This window comes from Nitrospinota bacterium, assembly GCA_027619975.1.
In the GTDB taxonomy this organism is placed as follows: domain Bacteria; phylum Nitrospinota; class Nitrospinia; order Nitrospinales; family VA-1; genus JADFGI01.
On the sequence record JAQCGX010000005.1, the window covers coordinates 35,565 to 52,678 of the forward strand.

The window sequence follows — 17,114 nt, forward strand, 5'->3', positions numbered from 1 at the left end:
GATTTAAAAATTGCATCCACCTTCTTCACCGGCGGAATCATCCCGCACTTTTTTTACATTCACTTCGATACATCACACTCAGGTTAAATAGTATGCGCGTCATGGGAATCGACCCCGGAAGCAACTGCACCGGCTACGGCCTGGTCGAAGAGATCAAGGGGCAACCGCGTGTCGTTCACTGGGGGGCCGTGCGCACTAAAGCCAAACAGGCGTTCCCGGAACGGCTGAAATTGATTTACAATGAACTGGTCACTGTGATCCTGGAGTTTTCGCCGGACGTGGTGGCGGTTGAGGATTTATTCTTCGCCAACAACGTAAAGTCGGCTCTCAAACTGGGGCAGACGCGCGGCGTCACCCTGCTTGCCGCCGCCAACCAGAATATCGCCATTGCCGAATACAGCCCACTGGAGGTCAAGCAGTCCGTGGTCGGTTACGGTCGCGCCGACAAAATCCAGGTGCAGGACATGGTGACGGCCCTGCTCGGACTCAAAGAGAAACCCGAGCCTTTCGATGCCTCGGACGCTCTGGCCGTGGCCATCTGCCATTTGCACACCGGGCAAAGCCAAAATCGCCTGCAAATGCACCGCTCCCGATGATTGCACACCTGAAAGGAACGCTCAGCTACAAATCTCCGGTTTACGTGGTGGTGGATGTGAACGGCGTCGGCTATCAGGTGTTCGTGTCGCTTTCCACGTTTTACGCCCTGCCCGAATCAGGGGGAGCGGTTTTTCTGAAAATCCACACCCATGTGCGTGAGGATGCCTTCAAACTGTTTGGCTTTCTCACCAGTGAAGAGCAGTTGATTTTTGAAAAACTGATCTCCATCAGTAAAGTCGGGCCCAAGCTGGCCCTGTCCATACTTTCGGGAATGCAGCCTGTGGATTTTATGACCGCCATCCTGGAAAACGATGTCGCCAGAATATCCACCATCCCTGGAGTGGGGAAGAAGACCGCCGAACGGCTGACCCTGGAATTGAAAGACAAGTTGAAAGATATTACGATTGAATTTTTTCCCGATGGGGAGCAAGCTATACCCACAGGAGGGGTTGTGGACGATGCGGTGTCGGCCCTCGTCAACCTGGGATACAAGAAACCGCAAGCCGAAAAAACCGTTAAATCCATTTGGGAAAAGAACGGGAAATCCTGCGAGTTGGAAAATTTGATCAAAGAAAGCCTAAACGTCCTGTCCTGAAAACCGAGAAGAAGTTATGAACGAAGACCGCGTCCTCGATTCCAGCATCGAAATAGAAGAAACTCAATACGACAACAAACTGCGTCCGTCCAGTTTCGACGACTACGTCGGGCAGGAGAAGGTCAAGGAGAACCTGAAAATTTTCATCTCCGCCGCCCGCATGCGCGGCGATGCGCTCGACCACGCCCTGTTTTACGGGCCACCGGGGCTTGGCAAAACGACGATCGCCAACATCATCGCCGTCGAGATGGGGGCGAATCTAAAAAGCACGTCGGGTCCGGTGATCGAAAAATCCGGCGACCTCGCCGCTCTGCTCACCAACCTCAAGGAAGGTGACATTTTATTCATCGACGAAATTCATCGCCTGTCCAACGTCATCGAAGAGGTGTTGTACTCGGCGATGGAAGATTTCAAGCTGGATATCATGATAGGGCAGGGGCCGAGTGCGCGGTCCATCAAGCTGGACTTGCCGCCATTCACCCTGGTTGGCGCCACCACACGGGCGGGCCTCTTGACATCCCCACTGCGCGACCGCTTTGGTGTCGTGCATCGGCTGGACTATTACACTGAGCAGGAGCTGGAAATCATCGTCACACGCTCTGCCGCCATCCTAGACATCCCCATTCAACCGGATGGAGCCAGGGAAATCGCCCGCCGGTCACGCGGCACACCGCGCATCGCCAACCGCCTGCTACGCCGGGTACGGGACTACGCTCAGGTCAGGGCCGATGGCGTGATCGTCCGCGACGTGGCGCAAAAATCACTGGCAATGCTGGAAGTTGATGCCAAGGGGTTAGACAAAATGGACCACAAACTGCTTCTCACCCTGATCGAGAAATTCAACGGCGGTCCCGTGGGCATCGAAAGCCTGGCGGCCTCCATCAGCGAAGAAAAAGACACCATAGAAGACGTGCTGGAACCCTATCTCATGCAATCCGGCTTCATCCACCGCACCCCAAGAGGACGCGTCGCCACCCAAATGGCCTACGAACATTTTGGCATCCTGCCACCGCAACAAGGCTCGCAAGAGAAGTTGTTTTAAATAACCTCCCTTGACCCCTCCTTCGTTAGGAGGGGAATTTTATAACTCCTCCCCGTATGAAGGGGAGGTCGGGAGGGGTAAAATGAATCCACAGATGAACATTATGCACACAAATTAAAAACTCCCCCTTCTATGAAGGGGGCCGGGGGGATTTTCTTTGTCACACTGAGCCTGTCGAAGTGTGGTGGGGTAAAAAAAATTGACAGGATGAACAGGATAAAATCCTTTTTCACCGCAACACCTAAGGGATGACGGCGCAAAGGGCGCAGAGAAAAAGAATCTCCCACAACACAGGGTTGACACTCCCTATTATGATGGGTAAAATTATGGAATAATTCAAACTAGTTTGTTAATCAGTGACGTTGGGCAATTCTATCAAATGTTGCGCTTGCTCAACGTTTCGTAATTGAAAGGAAACAATCATGGCTTCCGCCAGTGCCCGTCACATCCTTGTTAAATCCGAAGATGAATGCAATAAATTGAAACAGGAAATTGAAGGCGGTTTGGATTTCGCCGATGCCGCCAAGCAGCATTCTAAATGTCCGTCCGGTAATGACGGCGGCGGGTTGGGCGAGTTCCGCCCCGGTCAGATGGTTCCTGAATTTGACGCAGTGGTTTTCAAAGACGAAGTGGGCAAAGTGCATGGTCCGGTGAAAACCCAGTTCGGCTACCACCTGATTGAAATCACAGAGCGCAACGACTGATTCTGCTGACGTGAGACTCTTATAAACCCTCTCCCTTCTAAGGGGAGAGGGTTTTATTTTGCCCTGGGTTTCTTTGTGCCGTTACCCTGCGGGTGTTGCGCCTTTGCGGTAGAAACGGATATTTTTTTCTACCATGTTTTAACAGGCTATTCACGACCCCTCACCTAGCCTCTCCCCTGCCAGGGGAGAGGGATTAAATTTATCTCTTGGTTTTTCTGTGTTCTTTACGGCGTCACCCTTAGGGTGTTGCTGTGGAAAGGTTTTCATAAGTATTTCCTCTCCTCTGAGAGGAGAGGATTGAGGTGAGGAGGGATTCAAATTTTCTTTCCTTTGCGGTTTCCTAATTTTCCCAGATTTTATCCTGTCAATCCTGTCAAGTTCTTCTTTTAATCCTTCCATGTTGCGTCTTTCAAACTGATGGGCGCATCTTTTTTTCCATCCAGATAAATACGTAGGGCCTCCATGCCTGCCGGATAATTTCTCGTGGCGAACGCTTCTTCGCCGGGGCCGTGGTAGCGGCGGGAAAACACCGAGAACCGTTGCGCCGTCCGGGTTGCAAAATCTCTCTGTAATGCCTCCTTCTCTATCGAGGACAAGCCGGTGACAGGCGGGGGTTGGTCGGCCCGGTAGCGCAGGAGGTTGAGAAAACTTTCATCGGTCTCCCACTTGAGCGGCGGAAGCAAAGTGACTGGAGAAAATTCCAGAAGAGGGTGGTTGTCGGTTATCACAGGCGATCCTTCAAGCAAAGGTTTCAGCCGCTCGCCATCGGTGATGAAAAAATCCGTCAGGTCGATCAAGGAACGGACGCCCATTTGAGCGGCGGATTCTTTCAATGCGGGCACTTGCATCAGGTCATCAAAACGGTGTTTGTCCAACCGAATGGGTTGCCGGGACCCCACCAGCAGAACGATGCGCGTTAAAAAACTGTTCCACACCGATGTATGAGGATACACTTCTTGAAAAGTTTTGATGATCGCCTGCGCGTCTTCCGGCCCGACCAGATGCAGAGGGAGCCATTGCATCATGAGCCCATCCGGGTTCAACCGGTCCAGCGCCTGCTCGTAAAATTCTTTTGAATACAGATTAACCACACCCGCCTGAACGGGCGACATCGGTTCCAGAGTGATCACGTCGTATTTAGATTCCGTCCAACGGGTAAAAGTGCGTCCGTCCTGCACAATGATGCGGGTATTTGGTTTCTCCAGCACGTTGTGGTTCCAGCGGGAAAACCATTTAGCGAACGACAGAACGTTGCGGTCGATCTCGACGCCATCGACTTTCACGCCGGGGAATAAAGACACTGTGCCCAACGTGTTGCCGGTCCCGAAACAAACCACCAGCGCGCGTTTAGGATTAGGGTGCAACGCCATCGGCACGAATCCCATCGCCTGCATATATGCGCTGCCGCCGATGGATTCGGACACCGTTGCCGTACTGAAGCCGTTCACATAAAGCGTGCGCGCGCCCGACTTCACATCCTCAACGACACTGAGTGTGGTGAAATCGCCTTCCTTGTAATCCAGAAGACGCATCTGATCCTTGGGAACGTTAATCTCCGTCCGCGCCAGATTGTGTTCGCCCAAACGCCCAGTCGATACGGTCGGTTGCGACCAGGAGTAACCGCCGGTAACCAGGAGCACGGACACGGACAGCGCGACGGCGTATTGTGCCGGGCGTCCGCCCCTGTGGAGCGCCAGCGCCACCGCAGACAAAAGGATGAGCAGGGCAAAAATAAGGAACAATGAGTATCGGATGCCGAACAGGGGAATGAACACGAAAGGGGTCAAAACCGTTCCCAGAACCGCGCCCATGGTGTTGAAAGCATAGCTGTTGCCCAAGGTGCCTGTGACCGTGCCGAACAGTGATAAATGAATGCGGTTGGCGAGCGGAAACAGCATGCCGAACCCGAGAGTGGGCGGCAGCATCAGCGCGAAGGCAAACAGTGAACGGACAAACAGCGTTCGTCCCGCTGTGTTTTCCAGGTCGTAAAATAAAGTGTCGGCTTGTGCCGTCCATTCGGGAATCTGCTCAAGCAAAGGAAGAATGCCAATCGCCAGAATGCCGATGGCCATCTCGATCAGCAGGAATTTTAAAACCCAACGGGAGTTGCCCAGTAGTTTTTCAGCGATCAAACTGCCGAGAGCGATGCTGAAAAGAAACGTCGCCAGGATCAAGGCGAAGGAATAAAGCGTGCTTCCCATGGGGAAGACCAATACCCGCGTCCACAGAATTTCGCTGGAGAGAGAGACCATTCCCGAATAGATGAAGATTCCGAGAAGCAGTAGGCTGAGGGCTCGCGTCGGAGCCGGTTCGTCATCTTGAACTTTCCGTTGATCCACCTTTTTAACGGGTTGAGATGATTTTTTGCTTTCTATCGTTTCTCCCCGGTAGGCATAGCAGAGGAAAAATACCAGGGCATTCATGGCGACTGCCGACCAGTTCGTGGCCCGGATTCCAAAATGCTCGATGGCGAACAGTTGCGTGTACAGACAGCCGACGACCGCGCCGAAGGTGTTCAGGCTGTAGAGCAGGGACATGCGTGAAAAAATCCTATGTGCTTTATCGCCAATCGACCAACTGCCGATGAGAGGGAGCGTTGCGCCCATCAGCAGAGTGGGCGGCAACATGAGCAGGGTGCTGAGGAAAAATTCGATGAGGTGCAGAAACGTACCGGACTCAACAGCACCTGCCAGAGCCAGGGGATATATTTTTTCCAGAAGTCCCAGTCCGAGAGGAAAGCCCAGGCCGTAGAGCCCGATCAAGCCTTCCAGAATTCCGTACAGAAGTATCGGGTTGATGTTTTTTCCACGCTGTTTTTGCCAATTGAGAAAACGAACGATTCCCCAGGCTCCCAGGGCAAGGCCCAGCATGAAGGCACACAATACGGCGCTGATAGCAAACAACGTGCCGCCAAAGATCAAGGTCAACTGTCGTATCCAGACCAGTTCGTAGATCAGGCTCGCCATCCCGGAGATGAACAGGCAAAGGTACGGAATTTTTATGAAAATGGGATTACGAGTGAAATTCATGTAGGAAACATTACGCTGGATTTGCAGGGATTGTCCCATATTCCCTCGTCTGCGTCAACGAGGAGAGATTGGCCAAAGCTAATGAAAAAATGGTCTTTATTGTTGAACTGTTAAAAGGTGTATTCAGTTTTAAAGGGTTTGCCGATGAAAGCTTCGCTGGTCTGAATTACCAGATTGAGAACGGGTTCAAATATTAACGCATCCTGTTTCTCTTGGCATTGCAAGGTTTCGCCAACAATGGTAATCTTTCCTTATAATCATACGTTTTACTTGGCTTAAGGCCGGATTGTTTCATTTACCATATTATGTTGGAGGTTGTGGATGCCCGTAACAATGCAAAGAGGGCTGGTAGTGGCTCTTACCCTGTTCGTTCTTGGTTTGACGCCGGTGATTGTTTTCGCAGAAGCGGATTCTAAAAAAGCAGATGGCGAAGTTTCTCTTCCAAAGGTAGTCGCAACTGTCAATGGAGTGGAAATCGAATCTAAAATCATTGCTTTTCAATTGAATCGCGCCATGCGGGAAAACCAGAAAAATTTCTCCCCGGACGAACAACGTACGATCATCATGGCCATCATCGACAAGGAAATCGTCCGCGAGCTGGTTAACCAGGAAGGAAAATCCCAACAGGTAAAAGTGGACCCGGAATTGGTGGATAAAGAATTAATGGGCATTAGGGAACCTTATAAGGATAAAGAAGAGTTCGATAAGGCTCTCAAGGCCAGGGGATTGACCGAGGACGAATTGAAGGAATCCATTAAAGTGGACCTCACGGCGAAAAAATTGATCGACGATCAGGTCCGTGGGAAAGTTAAAATTACGGACGAGGACGTTAAAAAATATTATGAGGGTAATAAGGAAAAGTTTTTCCGGCCCGACGCCTTTCGCGCCAGTCATATTTTCATTGCTGTTTATCCGCCGGAACTGGTTAAGAAATCCACCGAAAAAGAATTGCATGCACGCCAGGAAGAATTGGATAAGGTAGCGGAAAAGAAGATCAATGACATCCTTAAGGAATTGAAAGCGGGCGGCGATTTTTCGGAGCTGGCGAAAAAATACTCGCACGATGCCGGTAGCGCCCCAAATGGCGGCGACCTCGATTTTATCTATAAGGGAGTGTTCGACCCGGAATTTGATGCCGCCATTTCAAAGATGAAGGCAGGGGATACCAGCGATGTTGTGAAAACGTCTTATGGTTATCACTTGATCAAACTCGTCGAAATCAAACCTGCGGAACAGGCGCCTTATGCTGAAATGGAAGTGGCCATTCAGAAACATTTGTTCATGGAAAAAGCACAGGAAAAGGTAGGGCGCTATTTACAGGGGTTGAGGAAAAAAGCTAAAATTGAAATCCTCTTATGAAGCCATAAGAATTTCAATTCCAAAAAAATAACTCATCAGGAGAGAAGAATTAATGGCAACCTATACCAAAGAAAAAGATGTAGAAACAACTCAGGATGACAATGCCGATGCTCGCGCGGCGCTGAAGGAAGTTTTCGGAAACACCGCCCGCTGGCCGGCTGGGTTTCCCGGCTTCACGGCGGATGTCACGGTGAACATCAACGGCAAGGAAGAAAAAGGAACCGTCACCGCAAAAAATGTCAAGGAAATCGAAACCACGATTCAGGATGAAAAAGCCAAGGGGTTTCTTGTTGAAAACATGACCTCCATTGTCAGCCATCGCGGGCCCAGAACGTTTGAAGAGTCCGATGGTAAATACCAGTTGTCTTTTGGCGATGAGGGAACTCATCCCCTGGGCCGTATTGTCAGCATGGGCGGAGATGGAATGAAATCATTTTACCGTATTAAGGATGGGCGGATTCAGCAGATCAACCGCACCACGCCGCGCATGGCTTTTACCATCAATATAGAAGAAAGCGTGAAAAACCCGGATGATAAATATCTCACGCATAAATACACGGTGTATTATTTTAATCAAGAAAAAGGCATCAAGGATGTGGAAAGCTACACCGATGATTATGTCCGTGTGGGCGATGCCGACTTGCCTCAGTACCGCAGAATCATCAACAGCGAAAGCGGGGCCATCGAAGTCAACAGCATGACCTTGAGCAACCATAAAACGCTGTAGCAGAACTGAAAAGCAAAAACCCGCGCAAGGTTATCATGACCCTGTGCGGGTTTTTTTTATTGGAGAATGGTTGCTGAAAGAATCTGTCAGGCGTTTAAGGACTGATTAATGATTTCTGCCTTGTCGGAAACGGTCACTCCCTTGCCAAGGATCGATTGTTTCACCACGCAGCCTGAGCCCACCGTTACCCCATCCCATAAAACAGAATTTTCAATCACAGCATTGGCTTTCACCCTGCATCCATTTCCAAGAACTGCGTAAGGCCCGATTCTGGCATCCGGCTCGATGAGACAATCATCCCCAATAATTACCGGGGGGATAATGGATGATCCTTCGGGTGTTTTTAGGTGCTCATTTTTAAAAAGGATTTTTCCATCCAGCGCGTCTTTGTGGACTTTAAGATATTGCTCGCGGTTTCCCATGTCGATCCAGTAATCGTCATGCAGATAGCCAAAGACGGGAAGTCCTTCCTGGATCATTTCAGGAAAGATGTGTTCGGTGGTTCCGCAGAATTGCCCGGTTGGTATGCGGGGAAAAATTTCCGGTTCCATGATCTGGATGCCGGTGAACATGACCCGCCGGGTATTATCAGGAAGCTCCATCGAAGACGCTCCGACAAAATGGACGATGCGCCCGTCATCCTGAATCTCGATAGGGTCATATTTTTCAGGGGAAGCGTCCTCCCGCACCACCAGTGTCAAGCAGGACTGCTGTCTACGATGAAATTCGAAGACCCGGTTCAGATCGATATTGACGATGATATCGCTGTTGATGACCAAAAAAGGCCCACTTTCAAGAAATCCCTGAGCCGCTTTAATCCCTCCTGCCGTTCCCAGGATTTTTTCTTCCCTAAAAAAATGCAGGTTGACGCCCAGTTGTGACCCGTCCCCAAAGGGTTCTATCACTTGGTCCGGCAGGTGATGCACGTTGACCGCGATGTCTGTAATGTTAAAGGAACGCAACAACTCGATGGTGTGTTCAAGCAGGGGCCGGTTCAATACGGGAACCATGGGCTTGGGAACGGTTTTCGTCAAGGGCAATAGCCGGGTACCAAACCCTGCGGCCAGTATCATGGCCTTGAGAGGTTTTTGGGAGTTTAAAATATTCATTAATAAGAGGATGACATTCGGTTTAAATATTTCTTGTAGTAGCTAATCTTTGCCCGCCAGTTTTTTCAACGATTCAGTGAAGGGCGGCAGGGCGATGCCTTTATCGGTGATGATGGCCGTGACCAGATGGTTTGGGGTCACGTCGAAAGCCGGATGAGCCACCACAGCGCCTTCAGGAGCCATGCGTTTGTTGTTGATGACGGTCACTTCATCGGCGGAGCGCTGTTCGATGGGAATTTCCTCGCCTGTGGCCAGAGACAGATCGAGCGTGGATATCGGCGCCGCCACGTAAAAAGGTATATTATGATTTTTCGCCAGATTGGCCACCATATACGTGCCGATTTTATTGGCCACATCTCCATTGGCCGCAATGCGGTCGGCTCCCACCACGACCACGTCCACTTGGCTTTGCTGCATGAAATATCCCGCCATGCTGTCGGTGATCAATTTGACAGGGATATTATCTTCCATCAATTCCCAGACCGTGAGCCGGGCACCTTGCAGGAAGGGGCGGGTTTCATTGGCCAGGACGTTTATTTTCTTGCCTGCGTTCACAGCGGCGCGGATGACCCCGAGAGCCGTCCCGAACCCCGCAGTCGCCAGGGCCCCTGCGTTGCAATGAGTTAGAATATTGTTGCCATCGGCAATCAGTGTTTGGCCGAAATCGCCCATCGCCTGATTGGCGGCGATATCTTCATCGCAGATTGTCTGCGCTTCGGCCCGTAAACGTTTTTTCACATCGGCAAGACTTTGGTCTTTGCAATCCCGCGCTACCCGTTTCATCCGTTCAATGCCCCAGGCCAGGTTGACGGCAGTCGGGCGGGATTGAGCCAGCACATCGCATTTAGCTTCCAGTTGCGAATAGAAGTTATCGAAATCCTCAGCTTCGATGGCATCCGCGCCCAGGCTCACGCCCATTGCGGCGGCCACGCCGATGGCGGGGGCACCCCTTATGATCATGGTTTTAATGGCATGGCCGACTTCTTCAATCGTTCTGCAATCGACAAAAACTTTTTCCGTGGGCAACCGGGTTTGATCGATCATGCGTGCGGCGCCATCGATGAGTTCGACTGTTTTGATCATGGAAAATTTTTCACTTTCAATGTTTTAGGATTCGTTGGGGAGGAGTATTTTCAAAAACTCAGCTTCGTTCATACCCCCGATGCGGATGATTTTATTTTTGCTGGTCAGCCCGCCGACGATATCCACGCGGGATGGGCTGATACCCAACGATTTAGCGAGGAACTTGATGCAGGTGCGGTTGGCAGCACCTTCCACCGGCGGCGAGGTCAGGCGGATTTTCAAGGCTCCATTCATCACGCCGGATATTTCATTTTTGGAGGCTCTGGGCTGAATAGCGGCGGAAAATTGAATTCCCTCGTTATGCCTGGTAATTTTCAAAGCCATGCCGGTCAAGGAGTCCGCGCGTTATTTTTTAAACTGTTCGAGATGGTCCAAGGCGGATTTTTTAATGTTTTGGATCAGACTGGATTTATCCTGCGTGAGTTTATGAATGTCTTTTTTCAATGCGTTCAGTTCCTGTTCCGCCTTTTTTTTATGACTCTCTGCCTGTTCCCGCGCCACGCGAATAATCTGCTTGGCTTTTTCCTTTAACATTTCCGGGGTGATCTGCGGGTTGCTATTGGCTTCAGAACCGGCGGGATTGTGATTTTTTAATTTTTCGATTTCATTTTTTAGCTGCTTGATTTCCTCGGACATTTCCTTGAAGTCATCCGCGACAAGGTGTAAAAATGTATCCACCTCCTGTTTGTTGTAGCCTCTGAATTTCTCGCGAAAACATTGTTCCAGGATGTCGAGATGATTTAATCTCATAGCCGGCTCATTGCAATTGAATGGCAAACATTCCCAAAGATTTGACCACGAATTCCTGGAGAAAAATGATGCCAAGAATCACTATAATGGGAGAAAAGTCGATGCCGATACCAGACATGGGCAACAATTGCCGCACCTTGTTCATGACCGGTTCCGTGATGCTGTAAAGAAACTGTACAATTGGATTATTCGGATCGGGATTGACCCAGGACAACAACGCCCGGATAATGATGATCCACATATAAATACCGAGTGCGATGTCTAAAATTTTGGCGGTTGCCCCTAGAAGGTTTCCTATAATATACATAAGTGTCCGTTTGAATTGTCTGGGATGAGCAAAACGCTTTCCGACCAAAAATTGGAAATCAATAAAATCCTTGATTTTAACCCGCTTAAAGTAACGAACTTCCATTATATTGTCAATTGGAAGTCCCTGCTTGGATATTTTCAGGAATAGGACTGAATACACTGGCGATGAACTGTTTTTTTAACCGAAACTCAAGGACCCAACATGGCAAAAAAAATGCGCGACAAAGTAAAAGATCTTCTAAAGAGTGATGAGGAGCTGGAAAACGCCATCGTCAAGGGATGGGTGCGTACCCGGCGGGATTCCAAGGGAGGCTTTTCTTTTATCGAAATCAACGACGGCTCCTGCCTGTCCGGCATCCAGGTGGTGGCGGATCATAATATAGAGGGTTTTCAAGAAGCCGCGCCAAACTTGCACACCGGAAGCTGTGTCGCCGTTCAGGGCAAGCTGGTGGCATCCCCGGCGAAGGGGCAGAAGTGGGAATTGCACGCCACGGAGATCACAGTTTACGGAGGGGCGGATGCGGAAAAATATCCGTTACAGAAGAAACAACATTCCTTTGAGTTTTTGCGCGAGATCGCGCATTTGCGTCCGCGCACCAACACCTTTGGCGCGGTCATGCGTGTTCGCAACCGATTGGCCTATTCCATACACAAATTTTTCAACGACCGGGGCTTCGTATACCTGCACACCCCCATCATCACCACCAGCGATTGCGAAGGCGCGGGAGAAATGTTTCAGGTGACGACGCTGGATATGGATCAACCACCCCGGAAAGATGGGAAAGTCGATTACAATCAGGATTTTTTTGGTAAGAAGACGGGGCTCACCGTCAGCGGTCAACTGGAAGGTGAAATCTATGCGATGGCGCTCTCCGACATCTACACATTTGGCCCTACGTTCCGAGCGGAAAATTCCAACACCAGCCGCCATCTGGCGGAGTTCTGGATGGTCGAACCGGAAATGGCATTTTACGATCAGGATGACAATATGGACCTGGCGGAGGAGTTCATCACCTATTTAATAAAAGACGTGCTGGAAAACTGCCAGGAGGACATGGAGTTTTTCAACCAGCGCATCGACAAGACCATTCTCGAAACGTTAACCAATATTGTCGAGCACCAATTCGAACGCATCCATTACAGCGAGGCGATCCATTTGCTGGAAAAATGCGAGAAAAAATTCGTGTACTCCGTGGAATGGGGCTGCAACCTGCAATCCGAACACGAACGCTATCTGAGCGAAAAGGTCTTCAAAAAACCCGTCATCATTTACAACTATCCCGAAGCCATCAAACCGTTTTACATGAAACTGAACGAGGACAGAGAAACCGTTCGGGCGATGGATGTTCTATTGCCGAAGCTGGGTGAGATCATCGGCGGCAGTCAGCGCGAGGACGATCTCGCTGTACTGGAAGCCCGGATGAAGGAGAAAGAACTGGACCCCGCCGAGTACTGGTGGTACCTCGATCTCAGGCGTTACGGCTCTGCTCCGCATTCCGGCTTTGGGCTGGGCTTTGAGCGGCTGGTGCAGTTTGTGACCGGCATGGAAAACATTAGAGATGTGATCCCCTTCCCGCGCACGCCCAAGCATGCGGGGTTTTAACTGTCACCCTGAGCCTATCCGATACGTCATCGCGAGCCACGAAGTGGCGTGGCCATGATAATATTCCCAAGCATTTGTGCCCCGGAGGGGTAGATCCAGGCTTTCTGGAGTGCTTCGTCGCCGTTGGCTCCTCGCAATGACGACTAATGCAAAACTCCCTTCATCGAGAGATGATAGGTGAAACGTTGTCATCCTGAGCCTGTGATATTTTACCTTTGCCTTCATGCCCCTGTTATATCCCTTCCATAAATTTCATGCCCCGGAGGGGTAGAAGGGGTATGTCGAAGGGTGGCAAAAACAACAAAATCATTTTTCACCGCAGAGGGCGCCGAGGGCGCTGAGGACGCAGAGAAAACCTTAAATAATAAGGGAAGAGAATATTAACGGACCCTCTCCTCTTCAAGGGGAGAGGGCTGGGTGAGGGAATGGTTGGAACCACAGATTAAGAAAGTTAAAAAGGAAAAGGTTTAAATCCCTCCTCACCTTAATCCTCTCCTCCTTTGAGGAGAGGAAATACTTATGAAAACCTTATGTGTAAGGTTTTCTTCGCGACCTTTGCGTCTTTGCGGTGAAATTAAATCCCCCCAACCCCCTTCATGGAAGGGGGAGCAGGTTTTCCCCCCTTTTTTAAAGGGGGGGGGTAGGGGGAGTTTTAAAAATCCTGTCAATCCTGTCCAAACTATCTTGCTGTCTCACTTCCTGAGCAGTACCGCCGTCTCCACATGGTGCGTCTGCGGGAACATATCGACGACCACCATGTCCTCGATATGATAAGGCTCCATATTTTTGAGATCGCGCGCCAGGGTCGCAGGGTTGCAGGAAACATAGATGATCTGTTCGGGCGCAATTTTCAGGATGGATTGCAGCACCTCATCCGAACAGCCTTTGCGCGGTGGATCGACGATCACCGTGTCGATGTTTTCCGCTTCAACGATTTTCGGCAGATGCTTTTCCACCGTTCCCTGTAAAAACTCGCAGGAGTCGATGCCGTTCAGTTGGGCGCTTTCCTTGGCGTTTTCGATCGCGTCCGGGAATTCTTCGATGCCGATCACCGACAATCCCGCGCGCGCCAGCCACAGGCTGATGCCGCCCGACCCACAGTAGGCGTCCAGCACTTTGCCTTTGCCCGGCGTCACCCATTGGCGGATGGTTTCATACAGAGTGACCGCTTGTTGCGAATTGACCTGCATGAACGAACCCAATGACAGGTTAAATTTCAAGCCGTCCAGTTCATCGGAAAAACGGTCCTTGCCCCACAGGGTCCGGGTGTTTTTACCGAAGATGGCGTTGGTGTCCCGGTCGTTGAGGTTTTGCACGATGCCGGTGACGTGGAAGCGTTCCACAAATTCAGGGTGGGTCAATTCCTTCATGAACGGGTTGGGAAGCCGGCCCTTGGTGGTGACGAAGCCGATGAGCGTTTCAGAAGTCGCTTCCGAATGGCGGACGATGATACCGCGCAGAAATCCCTTTTTCCATTTTTCGCTGTAAATGAGGACCTTGTGTTTTTCCACCAGCCCGCGAATGTGTTCCTTCACTTCGTTGATGGGGGATAGCAGGATGTCGCAGGTGGAAGAATTGGCCACCTCATGCGTGCCTTGCTGGTAGAAACCGACTTGCAGTTTTTTCTCCTTGAGCGCCACCGCAAAGCTTCCCTTGTTGCGGTAGTTGTAGGGGCGCTCGGCAGGCAGAGTTTTGATGGGGGCCTGGGGCGTGATCTTGCCGATGTGCTCAAGAGCCTCGGTCACCACTTGTACCTTGAACGCCATCTGCTGATCGTAATGCAAGTCTTGCAATTTACAGCCGCCGCATTCTAAGAACACGGGGCAGGGGGGGGCAACGCGGTGCGGGGAAGCCTCCAACCGCTCCACCACCTGTGCAACCCCAAAACGTGGAGTGACTTTGCTGATCTCGCCCATCACCCGGTCGCCGGGCAGGCCATCGGGAACGAACAGGGTGTATCCCTCATGACGGCAGATGCCATCGCCGCTCGAACCCTGGGTTTCAACCGTCAGCTCCAACTGGTCGCCGACTTTAACTGGAATGGTGTGACTGGGCTTTGCCATAGTGCCTCAAAAGATAAAATTTCCCCCTGTAACAAGGGGATCATGGAGATTTAACAGGCTATCGGGGGGACGAACTCAAAGGTCGCAGAAAATATATTTTGCCGGTCCTGTGTCAAACCTTTTACTAAGATGTAATATGGTATCGCAATTTTCAGCGAAAATTACAAATTTAAAATATTCACGACCCAACAATTCCTAAAAAATAGCATGAAACCCAGCATCTGCATACTCGGGGCAGTCAAAGAAGAGATCGCCGGCATCAAAGGCCGGATGACGATCGAGAGCACGCGCCGGTTCGGTAAAACCGATGTCTGGCGCGGTATCTGGGAGGGGAGACGCATCACCCTGGTGCGCACCGGAATCGGCAAAAAACGGGCGGCAGAGGCCCTGCTCCAGGTGCTGAACAATTTCCCCATCTCGACGGTGATCTCCATAGGGTACGCAGGCGGAACCCATGCCGACCTCAAAACCGGGGACCTGTTAATCGCCGATAAGATTCTAGCCGCCTCCAAAGACGGCAACCCCCCGGAGGAAATCCCGATAACGTCCACATTGGCGGAAAAACTGGCGAACCTGCAAAAATCGGATAAATTCGCCATATTCACAGGCTGTCTGCTGACGGTGGGGGAGGTCGTCCATCGACCCGAGGACAAAAAAGCCCTGGGCGAGAAATATGGTGCGCTGGCCCTCGACATGGAAACATCCGTTTTGGCCCAAATAGCGGCGGTGAAGGATGTCCCGTTTTTATCCGTTCGCGCCATCAGCGATACCGTCGAGGAGGAACTGGTGGACGTTTCGTCATTCGTGGAGCCGAATGGGGAAATCTCCAAACTGAAAGCCGGGTGGTACGTCCTCACCCATCCCGCGTCGCTCAGGAAGTTCATCAATCTGAAAGACATCGCCCAGCAGGCCACAAAAAACCTGACGGAGTTTTTGATGGTTTTCTTGAAAGCAAAAAGCTGATTCAGGCAAATACTTTATGCTTCCAAAGCGGGCTTCAATTTTTTCGTCGAAATTTTCCTTTTGGTTTTCTTAGCAGGCTTGGCCTCATCCGAATGACCGTAAAGTATCCTGGCTTTTGAGCCTTTGTCTAAATCAAAATTCAAAGTCTTGGAGATATCCAATAGGGTTCCAAAACTGACTCGCCGATAATTCTCGGATTCATAGCGTTGAATCTGTTGAGCGGGCATTCCTAACTTGTCCGCCAATTGCTTTTGGGTCAACCCTTGAGAAATTCGAGAACGCACCAGCACGTCTGGAAGATCTGCCAAAGAACCAATTTTTAAAGTGGGAGCTTTTTTATTTTTAAGGTTCTCATATTCCCGGATTTCATTTTCAAGGTCACCCATTAAAGACTTGAGAGAATCCGCCATTGCTTTATGAATGGTCTTATCTGGAAAAGTCCCTTCCTTGCAGACTTTTAAAGACCGTTCCAAATCTTTAAACTTTGATTTTGTAATCTTGTATTGTTTTTCGTTTTTGATCATTTTCTTGACCCTCCTACGAGGGATAATTAATCGAATTTTATTTTAATAATTCCTTGACGGTTACCATCGCGGTCGGTCTGGAAAAATTCCAAAAACGGTTCACCGCTGGAACCTTCAATGACATTTGCCAGAAAGAAATCGACTCCATATTTTTCTTTCATTTTTTTCCGACCATTGGAGAAATCCAGTAAAACGGGATCAAGCTTTTTCGTGTTCATGGATGCAGTGGGCATCCAGCAACCGTCTATGTCATTGGGCAGTTCTTTATCGCTCACAAAACTGCCATCAATGTAAATATCTTTAATGCCAGCCGACTTTAAATTTTTAACAACCTCTTTCAAGCCCTTAAAAAGGGTCTGCCGTTGAGGGTTGAAACCAAATTTCTTTTTAATTTCTAGCAATGAAAACTCATGAATCCCCTGACGGAGCTTCAAATTTTTCTGGTTCATAAAGGATTGACTCCAGTAAACAGGCCATTTGGCCTTTTATTTTTATAATTCCCAACATTTTTTACCTCCTGCTTTTAAGTAGAATTTATCCTTTCTGGCGCATCGGAATCCTGTTTAAATACAATAATAATGATGTTTTGCGTGAAAAGCAATATATTTATTATGTTGTGAGTTTTTTTTGATTAAAGCGCCTATGGAGTTTTAATTC

At 49.9% G+C, this 17,114-nt stretch carries 18 protein-coding genes; 8 read left to right on the plus strand and 10 right to left on the minus strand.

Features of this window, described 5'->3' with window-relative positions; all coding sequences use genetic code 11:
* Positions 1-92 precede the first annotated feature (92 nt).
* The 4 genes from ruvC to O3C58_02695 all read left to right on the plus strand — a co-directional run bounded on the left by ruvC (position 93) and on the right by O3C58_02695 (position 2,938).
* On the plus strand, positions 93-596 hold the full coding sequence (ruvC, locus tag O3C58_02680; GenBank protein MDA0690772.1) for a crossover junction endodeoxyribonuclease RuvC: 504 nt from the start codon (positions 93-95) through the stop codon (positions 594-596).
* On the plus strand, positions 593-1,192 hold the full coding sequence (gene ruvA, locus O3C58_02685) for a Holliday junction branch migration protein RuvA (protein MDA0690773.1): 600 nt from the start codon (positions 593-595) through the stop codon (positions 1,190-1,192). Before ruvC ends, ruvA begins: the two co-directional genes overlap by 4 nt.
* A gap of 16 nt (positions 1,193-1,208) precedes the next feature.
* Positions 1,209-2,234: a Holliday junction branch migration DNA helicase RuvB gene (gene ruvB, locus O3C58_02690; protein MDA0690774.1), complete on the plus strand. Its 1,026-nt coding sequence runs from the start codon at positions 1,209-1,211 to the stop codon at positions 2,232-2,234.
* A gap of 422 nt (positions 2,235-2,656) precedes the next feature.
* On the plus strand, positions 2,657-2,938 hold the full coding sequence (locus tag O3C58_02695; GenBank protein MDA0690775.1) for a peptidylprolyl isomerase: 282 nt from the start codon (positions 2,657-2,659) through the stop codon (positions 2,936-2,938).
* 150 nt (positions 2,939-3,088) lie between these two features.
* On the opposite strand, the gene O3C58_02700 is transcribed toward O3C58_02695, so the two are convergent.
* Both O3C58_02700 and O3C58_02705 read right to left on the minus strand, forming a co-directional pair.
* Positions 3,089-3,337, minus strand: a complete 249-nt coding sequence (locus O3C58_02700; protein ID MDA0690776.1) for a hypothetical protein — start codon at positions 3,335-3,337, stop codon at positions 3,089-3,091.
* A complete protein-coding gene (locus O3C58_02705) occupies positions 3,325-6,006 on the minus strand; it encodes a spermine synthase (GenBank protein ID MDA0690777.1) in 2,682 nt (893 codons plus the stop codon). The genes O3C58_02700 and O3C58_02705 overlap by 13 nt, the downstream gene beginning before the upstream one ends.
* A 282-nt stretch (positions 6,007-6,288) precedes the next feature.
* On the opposite strand from O3C58_02705, the gene O3C58_02710 reads away from it, so the two are divergent.
* Positions 6,289-7,326, plus strand: coding sequence for a peptidylprolyl isomerase (locus O3C58_02710; GenBank protein ID MDA0690778.1), 1,038 nt, complete (start codon positions 6,289-6,291; stop codon positions 7,324-7,326).
* A gap of 52 nt (positions 7,327-7,378) precedes the next feature.
* Positions 7,379-8,053: a DUF3386 family protein gene (locus tag O3C58_02715; GenBank protein ID MDA0690779.1), complete on the plus strand. Its 675-nt coding sequence runs from the start codon at positions 7,379-7,381 to the stop codon at positions 8,051-8,053.
* Positions 8,054-8,139: 86 nt separating this feature from the next.
* Here O3C58_02715 and O3C58_02720 read toward each other — a convergent pair whose 3' ends face one another.
* From O3C58_02720 to O3C58_02740, 5 genes are read right to left on the minus strand one after another with little or no spacing between them, the layout of a single operon-like run.
* Positions 8,140-9,162 (minus strand): NDP-sugar synthase, encoded by a 1,023-nt coding sequence (locus tag O3C58_02720; protein MDA0690780.1) that lies wholly within the window; start codon positions 9,160-9,162, stop codon positions 8,140-8,142.
* 42 nt (positions 9,163-9,204) lie between these two features.
* The gene (mtnA, locus tag O3C58_02725) at positions 9,205-10,245 is read right to left on the minus strand and encodes an S-methyl-5-thioribose-1-phosphate isomerase (GenBank protein ID MDA0690781.1); all 1,041 of its coding nucleotides are present in this window, start codon (positions 10,243-10,245) and stop codon (positions 9,205-9,207) included.
* 24 nt (positions 10,246-10,269) lie between these two features.
* Entirely contained in the window at positions 10,270-10,569 is a 300-nt protein-coding gene (locus O3C58_02730) for a DUF167 domain-containing protein (GenBank protein ID MDA0690782.1), read from the minus strand.
* 21 nt (positions 10,570-10,590) lie between these two features.
* Entirely contained in the window at positions 10,591-10,995 is a 405-nt protein-coding gene (locus tag O3C58_02735; protein MDA0690783.1) for a DivIVA domain-containing protein, read from the minus strand.
* A 7-nt stretch (positions 10,996-11,002) separates the two neighbouring features.
* On the minus strand, positions 11,003-11,302 hold the full coding sequence (locus O3C58_02740; GenBank protein ID MDA0690784.1) for a YggT family protein: 300 nt from the start codon (positions 11,300-11,302) through the stop codon (positions 11,003-11,005).
* A 204-nt stretch (positions 11,303-11,506) separates the two neighbouring features.
* On the opposite strand from O3C58_02740, the gene asnS reads away from it, so the two are divergent.
* Positions 11,507-12,907 carry an asparagine--tRNA ligase gene (gene asnS / locus O3C58_02745; protein ID MDA0690785.1) on the plus strand — a complete coding sequence of 467 codons (1,401 nt, stop codon included), beginning with the start codon at positions 11,507-11,509 and terminating at the stop codon, positions 12,905-12,907.
* 692 nt (positions 12,908-13,599) lie between these two features.
* Here asnS and rlmD read toward each other — a convergent pair.
* Positions 13,600-14,970, minus strand: a complete 1,371-nt coding sequence (gene rlmD, locus O3C58_02750) for a 23S rRNA (uracil(1939)-C(5))-methyltransferase RlmD (protein MDA0690786.1) — start codon at positions 14,968-14,970, stop codon at positions 13,600-13,602.
* 207 nt (positions 14,971-15,177) lie between these two features.
* On the opposite strand from rlmD, the gene O3C58_02755 reads away from it, so the two are divergent.
* Positions 15,178-15,933, plus strand: a complete 756-nt coding sequence (locus O3C58_02755; GenBank protein MDA0690787.1) for a hypothetical protein — start codon at positions 15,178-15,180, stop codon at positions 15,931-15,933.
* Positions 15,934-15,947: 14 nt separating this feature from the next.
* On the opposite strand, the gene O3C58_02760 is transcribed toward O3C58_02755, so the two are convergent.
* Together O3C58_02760 and O3C58_02765 are read right to left on the minus strand one after the other, a co-directional pair.
* The gene (locus O3C58_02760) at positions 15,948-16,457 is read right to left on the minus strand and encodes a helix-turn-helix transcriptional regulator (GenBank protein ID MDA0690788.1); all 510 of its coding nucleotides are present in this window, start codon (positions 16,455-16,457) and stop codon (positions 15,948-15,950) included.
* Positions 16,458-16,483: 26 nt separating this feature from the next.
* Positions 16,484-16,906 carry a hypothetical protein gene (locus O3C58_02765; protein MDA0690789.1) on the minus strand — a complete coding sequence of 141 codons (423 nt, stop codon included), beginning with the start codon at positions 16,904-16,906 and terminating at the stop codon, positions 16,484-16,486.
* Positions 16,907-17,114 lie beyond the last annotated feature (208 nt).